Origin of the sequence: Methylobacterium sp. XJLW, from assembly GCF_003254375.1 — a bacterium.
Lineage (GTDB): Bacteria > Pseudomonadota > Alphaproteobacteria > Rhizobiales > Beijerinckiaceae > Methylobacterium > Methylobacterium fujisawaense.
In genome coordinates this window covers 2,930,262-2,950,282 of the sequence record NZ_CP016429.1, presented here as the reverse complement: position 1 = coordinate 2,950,282, position 20,021 = coordinate 2,930,262, and the positions used below count along the sequence as shown (strand labels likewise).

20 protein-coding genes are annotated in these 20,021 nt (G+C 70.9%); 5 read left to right on the top strand and 15 right to left on the bottom strand.

Annotated elements, in window-relative coordinates; all coding sequences use genetic code 11:
- Positions 1–194: 194 nt before the first annotated feature.
- The 9 genes from A3862_RS13680 to A3862_RS13640 form a co-directional block, all read right to left on the bottom strand.
- Positions 195–608, bottom strand: a complete 414-nt coding sequence (locus tag A3862_RS13680; protein ID WP_043349950.1) for a histidine kinase — start codon at positions 606–608, stop codon at positions 195–197.
- A 377-nt stretch (positions 609–985) separates the two neighbouring features.
- A complete protein-coding gene (locus A3862_RS13675; RefSeq protein WP_111473650.1) occupies positions 986–2,605 on the bottom strand; it encodes an ABC transporter substrate-binding protein in 1,620 nt (539 codons plus the stop codon).
- Positions 2,606–2,752: 147 nt separating this feature from the next.
- Positions 2,753–3,814, bottom strand: a complete 1,062-nt coding sequence (locus A3862_RS13670; protein WP_043349954.1) for an MBL fold metallo-hydrolase — start codon at positions 3,812–3,814, stop codon at positions 2,753–2,755.
- 86 nt (positions 3,815–3,900) lie between these two features.
- Positions 3,901–4,137, bottom strand: coding sequence for a DUF6894 family protein (locus A3862_RS13665; protein WP_111473649.1), 237 nt, complete (start codon positions 4,135–4,137; stop codon positions 3,901–3,903).
- A 438-nt stretch (positions 4,138–4,575) separates the two neighbouring features.
- Positions 4,576–5,271, bottom strand: a complete 696-nt coding sequence (rimM, locus tag A3862_RS13660) for a ribosome maturation factor RimM (protein WP_043349959.1) — start codon at positions 5,269–5,271, stop codon at positions 4,576–4,578.
- An 11-nt stretch (positions 5,272–5,282) separates the two neighbouring features.
- Complete coding sequence (gene rpsP / locus A3862_RS13655; protein ID WP_020092607.1) at positions 5,283–5,645, bottom strand: 30S ribosomal protein S16; 363 nt, start codon at positions 5,643–5,645, stop codon at positions 5,283–5,285.
- Between the two features lie 7 nt (positions 5,646–5,652).
- Positions 5,653–5,985, bottom strand: a complete 333-nt coding sequence (locus tag A3862_RS13650) for a chorismate mutase (RefSeq protein ID WP_043349961.1) — start codon at positions 5,983–5,985, stop codon at positions 5,653–5,655.
- Positions 5,982–7,544: a signal recognition particle protein gene (gene ffh, locus A3862_RS13645; protein ID WP_043349964.1), complete on the bottom strand. Its 1,563-nt coding sequence runs from the start codon at positions 7,542–7,544 to the stop codon at positions 5,982–5,984. The genes A3862_RS13650 and ffh overlap by 4 nt, the downstream gene beginning before the upstream one ends.
- 18 nt (positions 7,545–7,562) lie before the next feature.
- Positions 7,563–7,781: a glutathione S-transferase gene (locus A3862_RS13640; protein WP_043381159.1), complete on the bottom strand. Its 219-nt coding sequence runs from the start codon at positions 7,779–7,781 to the stop codon at positions 7,563–7,565.
- Between the two features lie 299 nt (positions 7,782–8,080).
- Between A3862_RS13640 and A3862_RS13635 the strand changes: the two genes are divergently transcribed.
- Both A3862_RS13635 and A3862_RS13630 read left to right on the top strand, forming a co-directional pair.
- Positions 8,081–8,710: a hypothetical protein gene (locus tag A3862_RS13635; protein ID WP_043381161.1), complete on the top strand. Its 630-nt coding sequence runs from the start codon at positions 8,081–8,083 to the stop codon at positions 8,708–8,710.
- Between the two features lie 406 nt (positions 8,711–9,116).
- Positions 9,117–10,154, top strand: a complete 1,038-nt coding sequence (locus A3862_RS13630) for an aromatic ring-hydroxylating oxygenase subunit alpha (protein WP_052083878.1) — start codon at positions 9,117–9,119, stop codon at positions 10,152–10,154.
- A 7-nt stretch (positions 10,155–10,161) separates the two neighbouring features.
- On the opposite strand, the gene A3862_RS13625 is transcribed toward A3862_RS13630, so the two are convergent.
- Entirely contained in the window at positions 10,162–10,881 is a 720-nt protein-coding gene (locus A3862_RS13625; RefSeq protein ID WP_043758939.1) for a class I SAM-dependent methyltransferase, read from the bottom strand.
- A 75-nt stretch (positions 10,882–10,956) separates the two neighbouring features.
- Between A3862_RS13625 and trmD the strand changes: the two genes are divergently transcribed.
- A complete protein-coding gene (trmD, locus tag A3862_RS13620; RefSeq protein ID WP_043381166.1) occupies positions 10,957–11,706 on the top strand; it encodes a tRNA (guanosine(37)-N1)-methyltransferase TrmD in 750 nt (249 codons plus the stop codon).
- A gap of 352 nt (positions 11,707–12,058) precedes the next feature.
- Positions 12,059–13,228 carry a phosphoserine transaminase gene (locus A3862_RS13610; protein WP_043758940.1) on the top strand — a complete coding sequence of 390 codons (1,170 nt, stop codon included), beginning with the start codon at positions 12,059–12,061 and terminating at the stop codon, positions 13,226–13,228.
- A 155-nt stretch (positions 13,229–13,383) separates the two neighbouring features.
- Here the strand turns inward: A3862_RS13610 and A3862_RS13605 are convergent, their stop codons facing one another.
- The 3 genes from A3862_RS13605 to tesB form a co-directional block, all read right to left on the bottom strand.
- Positions 13,384–14,883, bottom strand: a complete 1,500-nt coding sequence (locus tag A3862_RS13605) for an ammonium transporter (protein ID WP_043381174.1) — start codon at positions 14,881–14,883, stop codon at positions 13,384–13,386.
- An 81-nt stretch (positions 14,884–14,964) separates the two neighbouring features.
- Positions 14,965–15,303, bottom strand: a complete 339-nt coding sequence (locus tag A3862_RS13600) for a P-II family nitrogen regulator (protein ID WP_010683623.1) — start codon at positions 15,301–15,303, stop codon at positions 14,965–14,967.
- A 299-nt stretch (positions 15,304–15,602) separates the two neighbouring features.
- Positions 15,603–16,502 carry an acyl-CoA thioesterase II gene (gene tesB / locus A3862_RS13595; RefSeq protein WP_100794001.1) on the bottom strand — a complete coding sequence of 300 codons (900 nt, stop codon included), beginning with the start codon at positions 16,500–16,502 and terminating at the stop codon, positions 15,603–15,605.
- Positions 16,503–16,601: 99 nt separating this feature from the next.
- On the opposite strand from tesB, the gene A3862_RS13590 reads away from it, so the two are divergent.
- Positions 16,602–17,867 (top strand): FAD-dependent monooxygenase, encoded by a 1,266-nt coding sequence (locus A3862_RS13590; RefSeq protein ID WP_043758941.1) that lies wholly within the window; start codon positions 16,602–16,604, stop codon positions 17,865–17,867.
- Positions 17,868–17,874: 7 nt separating this feature from the next.
- Here the strand turns inward: A3862_RS13590 and A3862_RS13585 are convergent, their stop codons facing one another.
- Both A3862_RS13585 and A3862_RS13580 read right to left on the bottom strand, forming a co-directional pair.
- Positions 17,875–18,774 carry a phosphatase PAP2 family protein gene (locus A3862_RS13585; RefSeq protein WP_236961981.1) on the bottom strand — a complete coding sequence of 300 codons (900 nt, stop codon included), beginning with the start codon at positions 18,772–18,774 and terminating at the stop codon, positions 17,875–17,877.
- A 43-nt stretch (positions 18,775–18,817) separates the two neighbouring features.
- Positions 18,818–19,957 (bottom strand): acyltransferase family protein, encoded by a 1,140-nt coding sequence (locus tag A3862_RS13580; protein WP_100794002.1) that lies wholly within the window; start codon positions 19,955–19,957, stop codon positions 18,818–18,820.
- Positions 19,958–20,021: the final 64 nt, after the last annotated feature.

The window sequence follows — 20,021 nt, the reverse complement described above, 5'->3', positions numbered from 1 at the left end:
TTCGGGCCGCAGCCGAACCGGGTTGAGGATGGATCTGCGAATTTACCCGCGGTTAACCACAACTTTTACGTGCAGGCTCGGTCCTGCAGAGCCCCGCGCGAAGGTGAAGGCCCTGTCGAACGCAGAAGGGCTCCCGCGGCCATCTCCGCGGGAGCCCTTCTCATCGGTGCTCCACTGGGAGCGACCGGCCCGTTTTACTTGATGAGGGCGATGAGAGCCTTGCCGGCCTTGGAGTTCAGCTCCTTGGCATCGAGGGTGCCGTCATTGTCCGGATCGGCCATCTTGAAGCGCTCGCCGACCGCCGCGAGGTACTCCTTCTTGTCGAGGGTGCCGTCGCTGTCCGGATCGGCCCGCTTCACGCCGGCCTGGCTGAGGCGGCCCTTCAGCTCGCGGGCGTCGAGGGTCCCGTCGGCGTCCTTCTCGAGACGATCGAAGGTCGCGGAGGCCACCGCCTCCACTTCCTTCATGTCGACGGTGCCGTCGTTGTCGGTGTCGATCATCTTGACGGCGCTCGCTCCGCCCATCGGCTTCGCCAGCGCGGCCGGAGCAGAGAGGCCGCACACCGCGAGGGTCACTGCCGCGAAGCCACTGATGAAACGAAGGGTCATTGCCAGATGCTCCCGAAAAATTATGCCCGATCTTCCTAGTCGCCGACTCCTCATGCTGCAAGTGCGAAATTGCGCCCCGAGGGCAGATCGGCGCGGCTCGGGGGGCACGGACATAGAGAAAGGGGCCGGCTGCAGCCGACCCCTGAAGAGAGCGCATAGTCGCCGGACGGCGCGCGGCGGCGCGTTTCAGTATCCGTCGCCGCGCCGAATCACCGGAGCTTTACCGAATCACGGCCGGCGGCCCGGGCGATCCGCGAGAGAGGCGCCGGCGCCCCGGCGGGACAGCACGGGGCGCCGCTCCGCCCGGCGAGATGGATCCCGAAAGCCCTAACCGGCCGCGGGACCGCCGCCCGGCACAATTCCCACCGCACGTCCGGTCAGGCGAGGGTCGCGAGATCCTGGAACCAGTGCTGCGCCTGGATGTAGTTCTTCACCCGCGGCGAAAGCGCGTGCGGATTGGTGTCGTGGACCACCCAGACCTGCACGGCATCGTTGACGACGATCTCGTGGATGCGCGCCAGCAGCCTGTTCTGCTCAGCCACATCGAGGCTCGCCTTGACCTTGTCGCAGAGGGCGTCGACCTCGGGATTGCGGTAATGGCTCCAGTTCACCCCGTTCGGGGCGATCTGCCGCGAATCGTAGAAGCGCAGGATCGCGTAGAACGGGTCCGAGGTGACGTAGGCGATGTTGCCGGCGCTCACGCCCTTGAGGCTCGGATCCGCGGCGCCCTGGCGCCACGCGGTGTAGGCCACCTCCAGCTCGACGGTCTTGAACTCCACCTGGATGCCGACCTCCGCCCAGCTCTGCTGGACGAACTCGTTGATCGGCAGCGACAGCATCTGCCCCGTCCCCCCGGTCGGGATCAGCACCGTGGCCTTCACGGGGTTCTTGACCGAGTAGCCGGCCTCCTCGACGAGTTTGCGGGCCTGATCCACGTCGGTCTTGATCTTGAAGCTCGGCTTGCCGAACCACGGGCTCGATTCCTGCACCTGCCCGACGGCCGGCTGGGCGAGACCGCCCATCAGTTCGACGACGCCCGCGCGGTCGATGGCGAGGTTGGCGGCCTTGCGCAGGCGCAGGTCGCGCCAGGGGGAGCCCTCCAGCATCGACAGGTGGTAGTTCCAGACATGGGGCGTCTCGTTGCCCACCACCCGCATGCCGGCGGCCTTCAGGCGCGGCACCGCGTCGGGCGCGGGCGATTCGATCAGGTCGACGCTGCCCGACAGGAGCGCGTTCACCCGGGCGAGATCCTCGGGCACGCAGGTGAGGGTCAGCTTCGCGAGCTTCGGGACCCGCTTCGGGTTCCAGTAGCCGACGTTCGGCAGCAACTCGAGGCGCACCCGCGGCACCAGCTGCCCCAGCCGGAACGGCCCGGTCCCCGAGGGGTCGAAGGCGAACTTCGCCCAGTCCTTCCCGACCTTCTCGTACTGCGCCGGCGATGAGATCAGGAACCAGAGCATCTGGTAGGGGAACAGGCTGTCGGGCGTCTTCGTGACGACCTGGACGGTCTTCGCGTCGAGCTTCCGGTAGCTCGCGACCCCGGGCAGGCGCGGCCGGACCTGGGCGGCCTGCCGCTGGTCGAAATGCGGCGCCTCCTTGTTCAGCACCTTGTCGAAGTTCCAGATCACCGCGTCGGCATCGAAGGTCGAGCCGTCGTGGAAGGCCACGCCCTCCCGCAGGTGGAAGGTCCAGACCTTGGGATCGGCCGGATCGGCCTCCCAGGCGGTGGCGAGCCCGGGCACCATCCGGCCCGGCCGGTCCGCGACGTCGAGTTCCCAGGCGACCAGGGGATCGTAGAGGGTCAGGCCGGTGAACTGGTAGCCGCCGGCCCCCCGGTCGGGCTGACCGGTGGTGAGCGGCAGGTCGGTCATCGAGATGCCGTAGGTCAGGGTGCCGGGGGCCGCGCCCTGCGCGCCGGCCCGGCCCGCCGCCCCGAGCGCGGCGAGGGCGACGCCCCCGGCCATCAGGGATCGGCGTGTCGGCTTGATCGGGTCCATCGTGTCTCTCGGCTGAAGGCGCGGGCGTCGCAGGGCGCGGCACACGCCTTCAGGCGCGCGGCGGCGCTGTCCGGACCGTGCCCCCATGCGGCACACCGAATGATGCATGCATCATGCCCGACGGGCCGGGCCCCGGGTCCACTCTGGTCAGACCTCCCAGACCTGGCCGGGTCTGAGGGCGAGGAACCGCCCGGGCGCGATGCCGGCCCCGCCGAGGGCGGCCGTCAGCGCCTCCGCGGGCCGCTCGACGCCCTCGTCGGTGAGTTGGAACGTGCCCCAGTGGTGGCCGAGGGCCTGCTCGGCGCCGAGCAGCGCGAAGGCCCTCACCGCCTCGGCCGGATCGACGTGCTGGGCCTGCATGAACCAGCGCGGCTCGTAGGCCCCGATCGGCAGCGTCGCGAGGCGGGGCGGCCCGAAGCGGGCCCGGATGTCGGAAAAGAGCGATCCGTCGCCGAAGCCGGTATCGCCGACGTGGTAATGCACGCCGCGGGGCGAGGTGATCACGAAGGCGCACCACAGCGCCATCCGCCGGTCGTTCACGCCCCGGGCCGACCAGTGGTTGGCGGGGACGAGATGGACCTGCAGGCCGTCGCCGAGATCGACCGACTGCCCCCAGTCGCGGGTCTCGACATGCATCGTGTCGTCGTAGCCGCGCAGGATCGTGTCGTTGCCCAGCGGCGCCACGATCAGCGGCTGGTGCGCCTGCCAGATCCGGGCGAGGCTCGGCCCATCGAGATGGTCGTAGTGATTGTGGGTGACCAGCACCGCATCGATGGGCGGCAGGTCGGCGAAGGCGATGCCCGGCGGGTTGACGCGCTTCGGCCCGGCGAACCGGACCGGGCTCGCACGCTTGGCGAAAACCGGGTCGATCAGGATGTTCCGGCCGGCGACCTGCACGAGGTAGCTCGCATGGCCGATCAGCACGACCCGCAGGCCTGCCACGCGCTCGGGCGGCCGGTCGGCGGGATAGGGGCTGGGAAAACTCTTCGGCCAGGGCTCGCGCTGCCGCTTGGCCTGCCAGCGCAGCACGTCGGACAGCGCCTTGTCGGTGGCCTGCTCCGGCAGGAAGAACCGCAGACCGTCGAAATGGTCGGAGGTCGGGCCGCGGTAATAGGGATTCCGGCCGCGCCGGTGCGCGGCATAGCCGACACCGCCGAGCGTCATGACCGTGGCCGCACTCGCGACCGTGAGCAGGCTGCGCCGTTTCATGGATCCGAGATGGCCGGATCCGGGGGCCGGTCAAGCGCCCGGGTGGCGCGACGGGGAGCCTCAGGCGCCTGCGGGACGCCGCCGGCTCACTCCACCATCTCGGCGGCGAGCGATAGGCGCGCCCGGTAGACGATCTTGCCGACGCCGTCGCGGACGCAGGCGACATAGTCCTGACGCTCGACATCCGGCAGCATGTCGCGGGCGATCGCCGACATGATGCGGGTCACCTTGGCGCGGGCGGCGGGGAGGTCCGGCAGTTCGAAGCCGACCTCGTCATGGATCGGCTGCGAGCCGTCGTGCAGGTCGATGAAGAAGCGGGGCATCGGCTCGAAGCGTCTCAAAGAGAAGTCGTTCGCCGAGAAGATTGGTCTTGCTATGGTTAATGATGCCTTAAATTTCAGGTTTTGAGGCCGCTCGGTCGCTCGGCCGACGCCGCCGCTGCGACGGCCGGAGGGTGCGCATCGGGCAGTCCGGCGAAGGGCCCGTCCGGTGGATTGCGCCCGTCCTGGGCCTCAGACCGACGAGCTTTTTTCGGGATGAAGGGCGGACTGGAGATCCGCCGCCGCAGCGCCGATGGGCAGCGCGTTGGCCCGGGTTGGGCCCGTTCCGAGGGCCGGCTCGGCGCACGAGAGAACCGCGAGAGAGATTCGCGGGAGAAAACTAACGGAGCCGCGTCCGGCGCGGACGTCCCGGCCCGGACGAGCGAGGGCACGGGCTGCCTCGACTGGGCGACGACCGTTCGACAGGCCGCGCCCGACCCTTCAGCCGGGATCGTCGGCGGGCTTCTCGCCCGGGGGCGCGAACAGATCCTCCGGCGCCGCCACGGTGACGCGGCGCTGCGCCATGTCGAGCACCGGCACGAAGGCCTTGGTGAAGGGCAGGAGCGCCGTGGCGCCGCCGTTCGGAGGACGCAGCTCCAGAAGATCGCCGCCACCGTAGTTCGGCACGGCCACGATCGTCCCGACGAGTGTCCCGGCCTCGTCCACCGCCGTGGCGCCGATCAGGTCGGCCGTATAGACCTCGTCGTCGTCCTCGGGGGCCGTCAGGCGGTCGCGGGGGATGAACAGGGCGACGCGGTTGAGCGCCTCGGCGGCGCTGCGGCCGGAGACGCCCTTCACCCGGGCGATCAGCATGTCGGGTGATGAACCGGGGGCGAGACGCACGTCGGCGAGCGTCAACGACCGTCCGTCCGCGGTTAGCAGGGCGCCGTAGCCGGCGATCGCCCGCGGATCGCCGGTGTATGATTTGAGCCTCACCTCGCCGTTGAGGCCGTGCGCCCGCCCGAATTCGCCCAGCAGGACGAGGTTCGGATCGGGCGGCACGGGGAGCGGCGCCGGCTTGGGGGCCGGCGCCTTGGGCGAGGTCGCCGCATCGGGGGCGATCTTGCCGATCGCCGAGCTCGTGCGGCCGCGGCGGCCGCCGTCGCGGGGCGTGGAACCTGCGGGGCGGCGCGCCATGATCGGGCGCCTTACGCGGCGGCGTCCTCGGCGGGCGCCGCGGCCTTCTCGGCGCGCTTGGCGGCGCGCTCCTTGGCCTTCTCGCCCGGCTCGGCCTTCTGCGGGTTGTTGCGGGTCGGGCGCTTGGCGAGACCGGCCTGGTCGAGGAAGCGCAGGACGCGGTCGGTCGGCTGCGCGCCCTTGGCGAGCCAGCTCTGGATCTTCTCGTTGTCGAGCACGATGCGGGCCGGATCGTCCTTGGCCTTCATCGGGTCGTAGGCGCCGACCTTGTCGATGAAGCGGCCGTCGCGGGGGGCGCGGGCGTCGGCGACGACGATGCGGTAGTACGGGCGCTTCTTGGCGCCACCGCGGGTGAGACGGATCTTGAGGGCCATGGTCTGACTACTTTCGCTGTTGCTCGATCTGGGACTCGTGGTCCGCCTTGATCGACTGGTGGTGCCGAATGACTTCCTTGACCACGAAGGCCAGAAATTTCTCGGCGAAGTCGGGGTCGAGCTTGGCCTCGACCGCGAGCTTGCGGAGCCGGGCGACCTGACGGGCCTCCCGGTCCGGATCGGAAGGGGGGATCCCCTTTCGGGCCTTGAGCTCGCCGACCCGCTGCGTGCAGCGGAAGCGCTCGGCGAGAAGATGGATCAGCGCCGCATCGAAATTGTCGATGCTCTCCCGCAGGCGCGCGAGTTCGGGATCGACGGCTTGAGCGGAGAGGATGCTCATTTCTTCTTCCCCGGCATGAACCCACCGAGACCCGGCAGCTTCGGACCGCCCAGGCCCGGAAGTCCGGGAAGCTTAGGCATTCCGCCCCCGCCCAGGCCCGGCGGCATCGGCGGCAGCTTGCCGCCGAACTGCTTCTCAAGCTGCGCGATCTGCTCCGGCGTCGGCTCCGGCATGCCGGGGGGCAAGCCGGGCATGCCGCCGCCCATCCCACCGCCGCCGAGGCCGAACATCGAGCCGAGCGCCTGCCCGATCCCGCGCTTGCCCTGGCCCATCGCCTTCATCATGTCGGCCATGGTCCGGTGCATCTTGAGCAGCTTGTTGATCTCCGAGACGTCGACCCCCGAGCCCGCCGCGATGCGCTTCTTGCGGCTGTTCTTGAGGAGGTCGGGGTTCTTCCGCTCCTGCGGGGTCATCGACGAGATGATCGCCCGCTGGCGCTTGAACATCTTCTCGTCGAGGTTGGCGCCCTCGACCTGCTTCTTGATCGCGCCCATGCCGGGCAGCATGCCCATCAGGCCGCCGATGCCGCCCATCTTTTCCATCTGGGCGAGCTGCATCGACAAGTCCTCGAGATCGAACTTGCCCTTGCGCATCTTCTCCGCGGTGCGGAGCGCCTGCTCGTGGTCGATGGTCTCGGCCGCCTTCTCGACCAGCGAGACGATGTCGCCCATGCCGAGGATGCGGTTGGCGACGCGGGCCGGATGGAACTCCTCCAGGGCGTCGACCTTCTCGCCGACGCCGACGAGCTTGATCGGCTTGCCGGTGACCGCGCGCATGGAGAGCGCAGCGCCGCCGCGGGAATCGCCGTCCATGCGGGTCAGCACGATGCCGGTGACGCCGAGCCGCTCGTCGAAGGCGCGGGCGGTGTTGACCGCGTCCTGGCCGGTGAGCGCGTCGGCGACCAGCAGCACCTCGTGCGGCCGGGTCGCGGCCTTCACCTCGGCGGCCTCGGCCATGAGGCCCTCGTCCACCGTGGTGCGGCCGGCGGTGTCGAGCATCACCACGTCGAAGCCGCCGAGGCGGGCGGCGTCCATGGCGCGCTTGGCGATCTGCACCGCCGACTGGCCGGCGATGATCGGCAGGGATTCGACGCCGACCTGCTTGGCCAGCACCGCGAGCTGCTCCATGGCGGCCGGGCGGCGCGTGTCGAGGGAGGCGAGCAGCACCTTGCGCTTCTCGCGGTCGGAGAGGCGGCGGGCGATCTTGGCGGTCGTGGTGGTCTTGCCCGAGCCCTGCAGGCCGACCATCAGGATCGGCACCGGCGCGGGGGCGTTGAGGTCCACGGTCTCGGCATCGGTGCCGAGCATCGCCACGAGCTCGTCGTTGACGATCTTCACGACCATCTGGCCGGGCGTCACCGACTTCAGCACGACGGCGCCGACGGCCTTCTCCTTCACCCGGTCGGTGAAGCCGCGGACCACCTCCAGGGCGACGTCGGCCTCCAGCAGGGCGCGCCGCACCTCGCGCATGGCGGCGGTGACGTCGGCCTCGGTGAGCGCGCCGCGGCGCGTCAGCCCCGAGAGGATGCCGGAGAGGCGGTCGGACAGGCCTTCGAACATGATCCTAGAGCCCCGCCGTCACTGTTCGAGCCCGGCGCGCTCGACGCGGCGGGCCTGCAGGGCCGCCTCGAAGCCGCGCACCGCGCTCGCGAACTTGTCCCGGCACTCCGGGTTGCAGAAGCCGACCACGGCCCCGTTGTAGAGGGTCAGCGAATCCGCCGAGATCGGCTTGCCCGACCACGGGCAGGTCTCGTTGATCGCGTCCTCGATGTTCAACGCTTCTTGATCGCGCGTCATGGGATGCCTCGGCCGGCGGATCCCGTCGCCGCGAATCGGCCAACACCCATCGCGCCCGAGGGCGCGGACGCGCTGTCGGGCGTTGACCTCCGGTCTCATGGGACCGGTCGGCTTGGCATCGGTCGATCTGCAACGGATCGGGAGGGCGGGGCGTAGCGGTACACGGCCGGAAAGTCAATTTTCCGGCCCCGCCGCCGGCGGCGGCGTGCCGGAATGGGCGGCCGATCGAAGTGCGGCTTTACCGAACGTTAAGCATGTTCGGATTGTCTTCGTGCCATATTCGCTCAGGACGCCCTCCGATGTCGGAACCCGCCCGCTCCCTCTCGCCGACCGAGTCCGGCAGCTTCCCCGCCACCGGCCCGCTCCGCGACTGGCTGGCGGCGATGAAGGCCCACGCGCCGACGGAGACGCACGGCGACGCGCGGCCGGCCGAGGCCCAGCCGGAACCGAAGCGGGTCCGCGGCGGAGAGGCGGCATGGTCGCCCCGGGTCGTGCCGGCCCCCGAGGCGCCGCGGGTGGCGACCGAGGATCCCGACATCGCCGAGCTGATGGCCGAGAACCTGATGCTCAAGGCCAAGCTCCGCGTGGAAGCCGGGCGCCAGGACGAGTTGCAGGCGATCCTGGCCGAGGAGATCCGGACCCTGCGCGAGCACATCCGCGACGAGATCGGCTCGCTGGAGGATCTGCGGGCCGAGCAGGAAGAGATCCGCATCGAGCGCGAGGAGTTCCGCGGGGAGCGGGAGCGCTTCCGGATCGAGCGCGAGGAGATGCGCGCCGAGCGCGACCGGGCGCTTGCGGACCGCGACGCCCTGCGGTCCGAGCGGCTGACCCTGGTCGGCGAGCGCGATGGCCTGCGCGAGGAGCGCGACCTGTGGCGCGCCCGGACCGAGGCGCTGGCCCAGCCGCTGTTCCAATCCCAGCGGCGCTGACGCGGCATCCGAACCCCGAAACGACGAAGGGCCACCCGCGAGGGTGGCCCTTCCATTGCCGAACCGTGCTGTCCGGCGGAACTGTCCCGAGATCGGGTCTCTGACGCGTCTTAGAGCGACGCGCCGGAGGCGACGGTCCAGGTCCGATGAGCCGAGACACACGGCTGATGACAATGAGACACTGGATCACCTCCTTTCGTTGGTTGCGGGTGACGCGAAGGTAAGTGGCCGCGCCCGGCTTGTGAAGCCCCGCGCCTGCGCCCGTTTGTCCTCTCCCGGCCCGCGCTTCCCCGCATCTCCGGCGGGGCGTATGACGGGTGCCCCGAGGTCAGCCCGTACCGCCTTGAACGCGCCCTTCGCCAATCCGCAACGTCCCGCCGACGAGGCCGCGCTCGATCCCGACGCGATGCGCCAGCCTCTGGGCAATGCGTGGTACTGCGTCGGGCAGGCCCGGAGCCTCGGCACGGCAGGCAGCCGGACGGGCCTGCGGGCCGTGGAACTCAACGGCGAGCAGATCGTGCTGGGCCGCGCCCCCGACGGCACGCCATTCGCGCTGCGCGACCGCTGCCCCCATCGCGGCATGGCCCTGTCGAAGGGCCGCTTCGACGGCGATACCCTGATGTGCCCGTTCCACGGCTGGCGCTTCGGCACGGACGGGCGCTGCCGCGACGTCCCGACCCTGTCGGAGCACGACGCGGCCGACTTCTCCCGCATCCAGGTGCAGCGCTTCCCCATCCGCGAGAGCGCCGGCTTCCTCTGGGTCAACCCGCATATCGGTCCCGCCACCGGGACTGTGCCGGAGGTGCCCACACTGGATTTCGCGCCGGCCGGCTCCCTCGTGGTCGAACTCGTGGTCGAGGCCTCCTTCGACCTCACCACCCTGAGCCTCGTCGATCCCGGGCACGTCGCCTTCGTCCACGATTCGTGGTGGTTCCGGCCCTCGAAGCAGCTCCGCGAGAAGGTGAAGACCTTCCAGCCGGTGCCCCACGGCTTCGTGATGACGAGCCACGCCACCACGACGAGCTCGCCGGTCTACCGCCTGCTCGGCGGCGTCCCCGAGGTGGAGATCGAGTTCCGCCTGCCCGGCGTGCGGCTGGAGCGCATCCGCGCGGGTGAGAAGCGGGTGGCGAACTACACCTTCGCGACGCCGCTGACGCCGGACCGGACGCTGCTCACCAACGCCCTCTACTGGAGCATGCCGGCTCTGAACCTGCTCAAGCCGGTGGCGCGCCCGCTGATGCGGCAGTTCCTCACCCAGGACCAGCAGGTGCTTCAGCACGCGCAGGACGGGCTCGACCGCAAGCCCACCATGGTCCTGTTCGGCCAGGGCGACCTGCCCTCGCAATGGTATTTCCGGCTGAAGCGCGAGGCCCTGGAATCGGCCCGCGACGGGCGCCCGTTCGTCAATCCGCTGGAGCGCCGCGAGCTGCGCTGGCGCTCCTGAGGCGCGTCTACCGCGCCGTCGCGTCGTCCCGGCAGGGACGGATCGCCTCCGGCTTCGGGCGTGCCTCCGGCGCGGGCGCCGCGAAGACCGCCAGATAGGCCCCGTCGGTCAGCGGCTGGAAGCCGGTCTCCCGGTAGCCGGCGGCGGCGAGTTCGCAGCGCAGGAGCGCCGGCGGGGTGCCGTGCCGCGAGGGGATCGCGTCGGCATCCACGATCCCGACGCGCCCGCCCGGGCGCATCCCCGCAGCGAGATTGTGGAGCAGGCCGAAGGGCTGGGTGATCTCGTGGTACATGTGCACGAGGATCGCCGCATCCACCGAGGCCGGCGGCAGGCGCGGATCATGGGGCTCGCCCCGCACCACCGTGACGTTTTTCAGCGCCTTCACCCGCGTCTCCAGGGCCGACAGGTAGGCGGGCGTCACGTCCTCGGCGAGCACGCGGCCCGCCGACCCGACCCGGGGGCTCAGCCGCACCACGTAGTAGCCGCTGCCGGCGCCGATATCCGCCACGGTCTCGCCGGGGGCGATGCCCATCCCCTTGGCGACCTGCTCGAACTCGCCGGCTTTGTCCCGCTCGGCCTCCGAGGACCAGCGCGGCGCGACGATCTCGGCCACCGGCCGGTCGGGCCTGGGAAAGGCGCCCGCAGGCGCACCCGGGGGGCCCAGCGGCTCGGCGGCGAGGGCCGGGCCGGCCAGGGCGACGGAGAGGACAGCGAGGGCACGGATCATGGCCGACAACCCGCGGGGGGCCCCGACGGTGCCGGGTCCGTTGACCGTGCCGCACCCGGCACGCCATCAAGCGCCATGACACGCGCGGACACGCCCTGGCGGGCCACGATCCTCACCCTCTATCCGGAGATGTTCCCGGGCCCGCTGGGCGTCTCCCTGTCGGGCGATGCCCTGGCGCGCGGCGACTGGACCCTGGAGGCCCGCAACATCCGCGCGCACGGCCTCGGCCGCCACCGCTCCGTGGACGACACGCCGGCCGGCGGCGGCGCCGGGATGGTGCTGCGCTGCGACGTGCTCGGCGCCGCCATCGACGCCGCGACCGGGGCGGAGGATCCGCGCCCGCGCCTGCTGATGTCGCCGCGCGGCCGGCCGCTCACCCAGGCCCGCGTCCGCGACCTCGCGGCGGGACCGGGCGCGCTGATCGTCTGCGGCCGCTTCGAGGGCGTCGACGAGCGCGTGATCGCCGGACGCGGCCTGGAGGAAGTCTCGATCGGCGACTACGTCCTGTCCGGCGGCGAGATCGCCGCCCTGGTGGTGCTCGACGCCTGCGTGCGGCTCCTACCGGGCGTGATGGGCAAGATGGAATCCGGCGTCGAGGAGAGCTTCGAGGGCGGGCTTCTGGAATATCCGCACTACACGCGGCCCCGTGCGTGGGAGGGACGCGCGATCCCGGACGTCCTCTCCGGCGGCAACCATGCGGCCATCGCCCGCTGGCGGCGGGCGGAAGCCGAGCGGATCACCGCCGAGCGGCGCCCGGACCTGCGCGCCGGGGGCGACCCCGGTCAGGCCGGCTCGAGGTCGATCACCGGGCCGTCGCGGTCGTAGTCCAAGGGATCGAGCTGCAGCGGCTGCGGCACGAGCCGCGGCGTCCGGCTCGCCAGCACGACGCGGGGTATTAAGGCCCCAATAACCAAGAGAAGAACTGACCAAATCGCCAATATCGCGGCGCTGTGGAAAGACATCGGCGCACCTCAAACGCAACGCGGCACCGCATTAAGGCTAACGGGCCTGGATTAATCGACTGTTCCCCGCGTCTCGACGCATTGTCCCGGGCAGGGGCATCGACGCGAAGACTGCTGACGGAACAAGCGCTTGCAAGCCGGCGGGTTTCGGCGCATGCGCGAGCCGGGACACGTCTCCCCGCGGAGGAGCGTCCCTCTGCAAGGATGGATCCGTCATGACCAGCCGCCCCACGCAGCGCCCGCGCGTGCCTCATTTCTCCTCCGGCCCCTGCGCCAAGCGGCCCGGCTGGTCCCCGGCCGCCCTGGCCGACGCCGCGCTGGGCCGGTCGCACCGCTCGCCCCTCGGCAAGGCCAAGCTCGCCCGGGCCATCGACCTGACGCGGTCCGTCCTGCAGGTGCCCGCCGGGTACCGGATCGGCATCGTGCCGGCTTCCGACACCGGCGCCGTCGAGATGGCGATGTGGACGATGCTCGGGCCGAAGCCCGTCGAGGTCGCCGCCTGGGAGGCGTTCGGCAAGGAATGGGTCACCGACGCGCTGAAGCAGCTCAAGATCGCGCCCCGCATCCACCAGACGCCCTACGGGATCCTGCCGGACCTCGCGGCGATCGACACCCAGCGGAGCGACGTGGTCTTCACCTGGAACGGCACCGCGGCCGGGGTGAAGGTGCCGGACGGCGACTGGATCGCGGCGGACCGCGAGGGCCTGACGATCTGCGACGCGACCTCGGCGGCCTTCGCCCAACCCCTGCCCTGGGACAAGCTCGATGTCGTGACCTTCTCTTGGCAGAAGGTGATGGGCGGCGAGGCGGCGCACGGCATGCTGATCCTCTCGCCCCGCGCCGTGGCGCGGCTGGAGAGCCACACGCCGTCCTGGCCGCTGCCGAAGATCTTCCGCCTCACCAAGGACGGCAAGCTGATCGAGGGCATCTTCAAGGGCGACACGATCAACACGCCCTCGATGCTGGCGGTGGAGGACTACCTCGACACCCTGGACTGGGCCGAGCGGATCGGCGGCCTCCCGGCGCTGCACGCGCGGGCCGACGCCAACGCCCGGGCGATCTACGACTGGGTCGCCCGGACGCCCTGGATCGCGCCGCTGGCCGTCGATCCCGCCACCTACTCCAACACCGGCGTCTGCCTCGTGATCGCCGATCCGGACGTGCTCGCCCGGGGCGACGCGGCGGTCTCGGCCTTCGCGGCGGGGATCGTGGAGCGCCTCGACCGCGAGGGCGTCGCCCTCGACATCGGCGCCTATCGCGACGCCCCGGCGGGCCTGCGGATCTGGTGCGGCGCCACCGTGGAGACCGCCGATCTGGAGGCGCTGACGCCCTGGCTCGACTGGGCCTTCGCGGAGGAGAAGGCGGCGCTGACGCGGGCGGCGTAAAAGCGTCGGGGTCGATGCCCGGTCGCAGCCCCGCATCGTCATCGCGAGCGCGGCGCAGCGAAGCGGTGACGGCCTGACGCAAAAAACCCCGGCCCTTTCGGAGCCGGGGTTTTCGTTTGCCTGGACGCGGCCCCGCAGGGCCGCGCCGTCCCGTCTCAGTAATTGTAGGCGCGCTCGCCGTGATCGGCGATGTCGAGGCCCTCGCGCTCCTCTTCCTGCGTGACACGCAGGCCGATCGTCACGTCGACGAGCTTGTAGAGGATCGCCGAGCCGAGGCCCGACCACAGGAGCGTCAGGCCGACCGCCTCCGCCTGGATGATGACCTGGCTCACCATGTCGTAGGCACCGACCGCCAGCTCGCCCGGCTTCGAGGTGTAATCGGGGATGCCGACGCCGCCGAGGTTCGGATCGACCAGGATGCCGGTCGCGAGCGCGCCCAGGATGCCGCCGACGCAGTGGACGCCGAAGACGTCCAGGGAGTCGTCGTAGCCCAGCGCGTTCTTCACGGTGGAGCACATCACGAAGCAGACCACGCCGGCGACGAGGCCGAGCACGATCGAGCCCATGGGGCCGGCGAAGCCGGAGGCCGGGGTGACGGCCACGAGGCCGGCGACCGCGCCCGACAGCATGCCGAGCAGCGACGGCTTGCCCTTGAGCGCCCACTCGGCGAACAGCCACGCCACCGCGGCGCCGCAGGTCGCCACGAAGGTGTTGAGCATCGCCAGCGCGGCGGTGCCGTTGGACTCGAGGTTCGAGCCGGCATTGAAGCCGAACCAGCCGACCCACAGCAGGGAGGCGCCGATCATGGTCATGGTCAGCGAGTGCGGGGCGAGGAGGTCGCGGCCGTAACCGATGCGCTTGCCCATGATCAGGCAGCCGACGAAGCCCGCGATGCCCGCGTTGATGTGGACAACGGTGCCGCCGGCGAAGTCCAGGGCGCCCTTCTGGAAGAGGAAGCCGGCATCCTTGTTGACCGCGTCGAGGGCCGCCTGGGCGGTCGCCTTCGAGGCGTCGTCGGTGGCGGCGGCCAGCGCCTTGGCGGCGTTACCGACGGCGTCCGGGCCGGCCCAGTACCAGACCATGTGGGCCATGGGGAAATAGATGATCGTGACCCAGAGGATCGTGAACACCACCAGCGCGGAGAACTTCATCCGCTCGGCGAAGGCGCCGACGATCAGCGCGGGCGTGATCATGGCGAACGTCATCTGGAAGCACAGATAGGCGTATTCCGGGATCACGACGCCGTTCGAGAAGGTCGCCACCGTCGAGTTCGCGTCGATGCCCTTCAGGAAGGCCTTCGAGAGACCGCCAACGAAGTCGTTGAGGCCGCCGCCGTTGGTGAAGGCGAGGCTGTAGCCGTAGAACACCCAGAGCAGGCCGACGATCGACACGATCGCGAAGACCTGGGTCAGCACCGACAGCATATTCTTGGTGCGCACGAGGCCGCCGTAGAACAGCGCGAGGCCGGGGATGCTCATCATCAGCACCAGGGCCGAGGAGATCATCATCCAGGCCGTGTCGCCCTTGTTGGGGATCGGCGACGGCGGCGGCGAAGCGGCTTCCGGGGTCGGCGTCTGTGCGAGGGAGGGCTCGATCAGGAGGGCGGCGATGGCCGCCCCTCCCAAGCCGAGCATGAGGGCATGACGAAGTTTCATGGGCACGTGGCTCCCGGTCTTAAATCCGTGTTGTGTCAGAAGGTCTCGACATCGGCGGGCCCGGACGCGCCGGGCCGCGGATCAGAGGGCGTCGGCGTCGGTCTCGCCGGTCCGGATGCGCACCGCCTTCTCCAGCGGCATCACGAAGATCTTGCCGTCGCCGATCTGGCCGGTGCGGGCAGCCCCGGCGATGGCGTCGATCACGCTGGACGTCAGGTCGGAGGCGACGGCGACCTCGATCTTCAGCTTGGGCAGGAAGCTCACCGCGTATTCCGCGCCGCGGTAGATCTCGGTGTGGCCCTTCTGGCGGCCATAGCCCTTCACTTCCGTCACCGTCAGGCCGTGGACGCCGATTCCGGTGAGCGCGTCGCGCACCTCCTCGAGCTTGAACGGCTTGATGATGGCCATCACGATTTTCATGGGCGACGCCCCCTTCGAAGTCCTTGGGAACCGTTGCCGTCACCCGACTGCGGGATGGCCCGGCCCGGACCATCCGCAAGCTCGGGATGACCCGCGGTCGCAAGCCGCTATTCAAGGACTATGCCAGTCGCGCTTGGCTGGGAACATTTTCGCGGATCGTCATTCTGCCCATCGATTAGCCCGGATCGATCACATCCCGGGCAGACCCGGCGCAGGAGCCGCACAACGATAAGGCAAACTGCACGATTCCGTGCACACAGCGATGTTGCGGATCGGCAACGCACGCGCCGGATCGCGTTTTAATCCCGGATCGGGCGGATCAAACCCTCCTGGGCGACCGAGGCCACGAGGTTGCCGGCCCGGTCGAAGATCTGACCCCGCGCGAAGCCGCGGGCGCCGCCCGCGACCGGGCTGTCCTGCGCGTAGAGGAGCCAGTCGTCGATCCGGACGGGCCGGTGGAACCAGAGCGCGTGGTCGAGGCTCGCGGCCTGGATCGCCGGATCGAACACCGAGCGGGCGTGCGGGATCAGCGAGACGTCGAGCAGGGTCATGTCGGAGGCGTAGGCCAGCACGGCCCGGTGGAGCGCCGGATCGTCCGGCAGCGCCGAGGCCGCGCGCAGCCAGACATTGAAGATCGGGTCGGGGGCCCGGCCGCCCGCGCCCGCGGGCAGGTAGCGGTTCAGGTCGACCGGCCGCAGGGCGATCGGCCGCTCGCGACCGAAATAGGCCGCGATCGCCTCCGGCATCCCGGTGCAGCCGGCGGCCGCCAGGGCCTTGCCGTCGAGGAGACCCTCCGGTCCGGCCACCGCGGGCATCGCCGGCTGGTGCGTCAGGCCCTCTTCCACGACCTGATAGGAGACGGTCGTGGCGAAGATCGCCCGCCCGTGCTGGATCGCCTTGACCCGGCGGGTCGTGAAGCTCCGTCCGTCCCGGATGCGCTCGACCTCGTAGACGATCGGCGTCCGGGGGTCCCCGGGCAGGAGGAAGTAGGCGTGGAGGGAATGGGCCGGGCGGTCGTCCGGCACCGTCCGCGTCGCGGCGACCAGCGCCTGCGCCACCACCTGCCCGCCGAAGACCCGCCGCCAGCCCGTCTTGGGGTTCTGGCCGCGGAACAGGTCGACCTCCAGCCGCTCCAGATCGAGGATGGCGATCAGCTCGGCGACGGCATCCGTCATCGCGTCGGTGTTGGCGTCGGTCATGACCCGCGGGGTTTCCGTTCGTTGTCCGCGTGCGACATAGGCTTTTCGAATGCACCAATCCACGCGTCCCGCATGCGCGACCGAAGGAGATCCGCCACGATGACGGCCGAGACGCCCCGACCCGGCAGCCGCCGCCTCCTGATCGCCGGCGGCGGCCTGCCCAGCCTCGCCCTGGCCCTGGCGCTCAAGCAGGCCCATGGACCGGCGCTCGCCGTGACGGTGATCGATCCGGGCCGCGCCGATCCCGGGCGGCATCGCGGCCGCGCCTACGCCCTCGCGGCGGGCGGCCGGCGGATGCTCGACCGCCTCGGCCTGTGGCCCCGCGTCGCGGAGGCGGCCGAGCCGATCACCGAGATGGTCATCAGCGACAGCCGCCTCGCCGACCCGGTGCGGCCGGTCTTCCTGACCTTCGGCCGCGAGGCGGAGGACGACCGCGACCCCGGCGAACCCTTCGCCCACATGATCGAGGCGGAACCGCTGGCCGAAGCCCTGGCGGAGGCCTGCCGGGGGGCGGGGGTGTCGATCGTCGCCGCGGGGGTCGTGCGCGCGGTGCCGGAGGGTGCGGCGATCGGTGCGGTGCTGACGACCGGCGAGACCCTGCGGGGCGATCTGCTGGTGGCCGCCGACGGGGCGCGCTCGCGGCTGCGCGAGGCGGCGCGGATCGGCTGGGTCGGCTGGTCCTACCCGCAGGTCGGCATCGTGGCGACCATCGGCCATGCCCGGCCGCACGGGGGACGCGCCGTCGAGCATTTCCTGCCCGCAGGCCCGTTCGCGATCCTGCCGCTGCGGGACGGCGGCCCCCTGGGGCACCGCTCCTCCATCGTCTGGACCGAACGTTCGGACGACGCCGAGGCCCTGCTGTCCGGCGGGCCCGACGAGGTGCTGGCCGAGATCGAGCGGCGGTTCACCCTGGATCTCGGGACCCTCGCGCTGGAGCACGGCCCGAGCCGGCATCCCCTGGCCTTCGGCATCGCCCGCGCCTTCCGGGCCGAGCGCCTCGCCCTGCTGGGCGATGCCGCCCACGTGATCCATCCGATCGCCGGCCAGGGCCTTAATCTCGGGCTCGCGGATGCCGCGGCTTTGGCCGAGGCCGTGACCGAGGCGCTGCGTCTCGGGCTCGATCCCGGCGGACCCGACGTGCTGCGCGCCTACGAACGCGCCCGGCGCTTCGACAGCTTCGCCATGGCGGCGGCCACCGACGGGTTGAACCGTCTGTTCTCGAACGACGCCCTGCCGCTGCGCCTCGCCCGCGACCTCGGCCTCGGGATCGTGGACCGGCTGCCGGGGCTCAAGCGCTTCTTCATCGGCGAGGCCGCGGCCGCGCGCGGATCCCGGCCGCGTCTGATGCGGGGCGAAGCGCTCTGAGCGGGCGTCAGGCCCGCTCCGGAGCGGGACCGGACTCGGAGACGAGCGGGCGGTCGGCCTCCGGAGCCGGCCTCCCCCCGAGGGCCCGCGCGGCACAGATCGCCAGGGCGGCGACGACCAGTCCGGCGATCACGTCGACGAAGTAGTGGCCCCCGTCGATCGGCGTGGCGGCGATGAGAAGGGCGTTGACCAGGAGGGCCGGGAACCGCGCCGCGCGTACGCTCCAGAAGGCCCAGATGTAGAGGCCGCCCAAAGCCGCGTGGAAGCTCGGAAACGTGATGATGCCCTCGACACGATCGAGGGAGATCGTCCGGAGCGTGCCGTCGCGCAGGCCGGTCAGATCCGCGACATGGACGTCGGCCGCGGCCGGCTCCAGCTGGGGGAAGTCTGCCGGAGACAGTCCCAGGAACTCGAAGTTCGCCATAGCTGGCGTCAGCGCCGAGATGAGGACCGTCACGGTCCCGGCGATGGCGAAGGCGAGGACGAAGTCCTGCAGGGCCCGCAACCGGCCGCTGAAGCCCAGCAAGATGACCGCCAGCATGGTCTGCAGGATCAGGCTGCGATAGGCGAGCGAGAGCACCAGCCCGAGCCGCGGATGGCCGTCCACGAAGGCCAGGTAGGCGCGCCAGTCCAGACCGAGCCGCTGGTCCCAGGCGTAAAAGGTCGCGTCCCAGAGCGGCCCGCCGGTGCTCGCCACGGCGTAAGACAGGGCGGCCGCGCAGGCGCTGAAGGCGATGACCTGCGCTAGGCCGTCGAGCGTGGCCGCGATGCGCGGTTCGGGACGGCGCGTGCGATAGACCAGCGCCAGGGCTTCGAGGCCCAGGCAGGCGCCGAGGGTGACGAGCGCGCTGTCCCAGGCGAAGCTCAGCCCGGCGATCGCCATCCAGACGCCGGTCGCGACCAGCATGGCGGCGATCAGAGGCCAGCTGCCGACGCGACCTCGGGGGCGCTCAGCGAACATCGGGGCCGATCGCGTGTGGCGCTGTCATCGAAGGTCTTGAGGCCGGACTGGCCGGGGATGGTCCCGCACAAGTCTTAAGGATCCGCATCGGAAAAGCCCGGCTTCGCCGCGTCGATCCGGGCGCGTCGATCCGAGCCCGCAGGCGCCATCGGCCGGCCAGCCCGTCGACCACGCCCTCGGCGCCCCTGCGGACGGCCCGGATCGGCCCTCGCAGCGACAGGGCTACCAGCAGGTGCAGCGGCAGACCGACGGCGGCCAGCAGCACCAGAAGACCCCACCTGTCCCAGTCCGGACGATACGGCGCCAGGAGCAGGAAGGCGCCGCTGACGATGTAGAGATCGAAGCTCGTCCGCCCCAGGAAGGCCGCCACCGCGCGCGGCGGACCGCGCAGCCGGTCCGCGACCGCCAGCATGAACCCGCAGCCCGCCACGGCCGTGACGGCGAAGAGCGCCGGGTTGCCGTACTGCCCCGTCGCGACATGGACGAAGTTCCGCGGCGCGCAGAGGAGGAGCACGGCCAGACCGCAGACGCCGAGCAGCGCGGACGCGTCGAGCGCGCGCCGGCCGAGCCGCCGGCCCGCGACGTAGAACGGCAGGGCGCCGAGGAGCGCGTGGATCTGCCAGAACGGGAAGGCCTGCGCGCTGCAGATCCAGGACACGGCCAGGGCGGCGCCCAGAACGACCCAATAGGCATGGGGAAAGGTCAGGGCGAGCGCGGCGGCGTAGACCACCCGCACCAGCCCCAGGGCGACCAGGAACCAGAGCACGCTCAGGCTGAGGTCACGGGCGCGCAGCATGTCGAGGAGTGCGCTCCCCGGCGAAACGGTGCCGTCGAGAAGCGGCGGGATCAGCGCGAGGGTGCTGAACGCCAGCGCCGTGAGGACGAGCTTCAGGGCGGAGAGGCTCGCCGCGGCGATATCCTCATCCCCCCTGACCCGGTCGACCATCCCGCAGAGCAGGAAGAAGAACGGCATGTGGAAGGCGTAGATGACCCGCCAGACCGCGAGGGCGGGCCCCGGGTTGGGCCCCGACGGGCCGTAGAAGACGGGCTGCAGGAGGTGGCCGAAGAGGACCAGCAGCACGGCGAGGCCGCGCGCGGCGTCGAGCTGCGTGTCGCGGTGTCGGGCCATGAGATCGGTTCGCGGCATCGGAAACCGGATGATGCCGCGCCATGTTTTAGCAAGCCGTATCACC

Bases quoted from the DNA above. Each gene is read 5' to 3' on its own strand.
- A3862_RS13580 (WP_100794002.1), bottom strand. From the start codon at position 19,957: ATGGCCCGACACCGCGACACGCAGCTCGACGCCGCGCGCGGCCTCGCC.
- A3862_RS13670 (WP_043349954.1), bottom strand. From the start codon at position 3,814: ATGAAACGGCGCAGCCTGCTCACGGTCGCGAGTGCGGCCACGGTCATG.
- A3862_RS13635 (WP_043381161.1), top strand. From the start codon at position 8,081: ATGTCGGAACCCGCCCGCTCCCTCTCGCCGACCGAGTCCGGCAGCTTC.
- tesB (WP_100794001.1), bottom strand. From the start codon at position 16,502: ATGACCGACGCCAACACCGACGCGATGACGGATGCCGTCGCCGAGCTG.
- A3862_RS13600 (WP_010683623.1), bottom strand. From the start codon at position 15,303: ATGAAAATCGTGATGGCCATCATCAAGCCGTTCAAGCTCGAGGAGGTG.
- A3862_RS13625 (WP_043758939.1), bottom strand. From the start codon at position 10,881: ATGATCCGTGCCCTCGCTGTCCTCTCCGTCGCCCTGGCCGGCCCGGCC.
- A3862_RS13650 (WP_043349961.1), bottom strand. From the start codon at position 5,985: ATGAGCATCCTCTCCGCTCAAGCCGTCGATCCCGAACTCGCGCGCCTG.
- A3862_RS13605 (WP_043381174.1), bottom strand. From the start codon at position 14,883: ATGAAACTTCGTCATGCCCTCATGCTCGGCTTGGGAGGGGCGGCCATC.
- A3862_RS13630 (WP_052083878.1), top strand. From the start codon at position 9,117: ATGCGCCAGCCTCTGGGCAATGCGTGGTACTGCGTCGGGCAGGCCCGG.
- A3862_RS13590 (WP_043758941.1), top strand. From the start codon at position 16,602: ATGACGGCCGAGACGCCCCGACCCGGCAGCCGCCGCCTCCTGATCGCC.
- A3862_RS13675 (WP_111473650.1), bottom strand. From the start codon at position 2,605: ATGGACCCGATCAAGCCGACACGCCGATCCCTGATGGCCGGGGGCGTC.
- rimM (WP_043349959.1), bottom strand. From the start codon at position 5,271: ATGGCGCGCCGCCCCGCAGGTTCCACGCCCCGCGACGGCGGCCGCCGC.
- A3862_RS13585 (WP_236961981.1), bottom strand. From the start codon at position 18,774: ATGCTGGTCGCGACCGGCGTCTGGATGGCGATCGCCGGGCTGAGCTTC.
- A3862_RS13665 (WP_111473649.1), bottom strand. From the start codon at position 4,137: ATGCCCCGCTTCTTCATCGACCTGCACGACGGCTCGCAGCCGATCCAT.
- A3862_RS13680 (WP_043349950.1), bottom strand. From the start codon at position 608: ATGACCCTTCGTTTCATCAGTGGCTTCGCGGCAGTGACCCTCGCGGTG.
- ffh (WP_043349964.1), bottom strand. From the start codon at position 7,544: ATGTTCGAAGGCCTGTCCGACCGCCTCTCCGGCATCCTCTCGGGGCTG.
- trmD (WP_043381166.1), top strand. From the start codon at position 10,957: ATGACACGCGCGGACACGCCCTGGCGGGCCACGATCCTCACCCTCTAT.
- rpsP (WP_020092607.1), bottom strand. From the start codon at position 5,645: ATGGCCCTCAAGATCCGTCTCACCCGCGGTGGCGCCAAGAAGCGCCCG.
- A3862_RS13640 (WP_043381159.1), bottom strand. From the start codon at position 7,781: ATGACGCGCGATCAAGAAGCGTTGAACATCGAGGACGCGATCAACGAG.
- A3862_RS13610 (WP_043758940.1), top strand. From the start codon at position 12,059: ATGACCAGCCGCCCCACGCAGCGCCCGCGCGTGCCTCATTTCTCCTCC.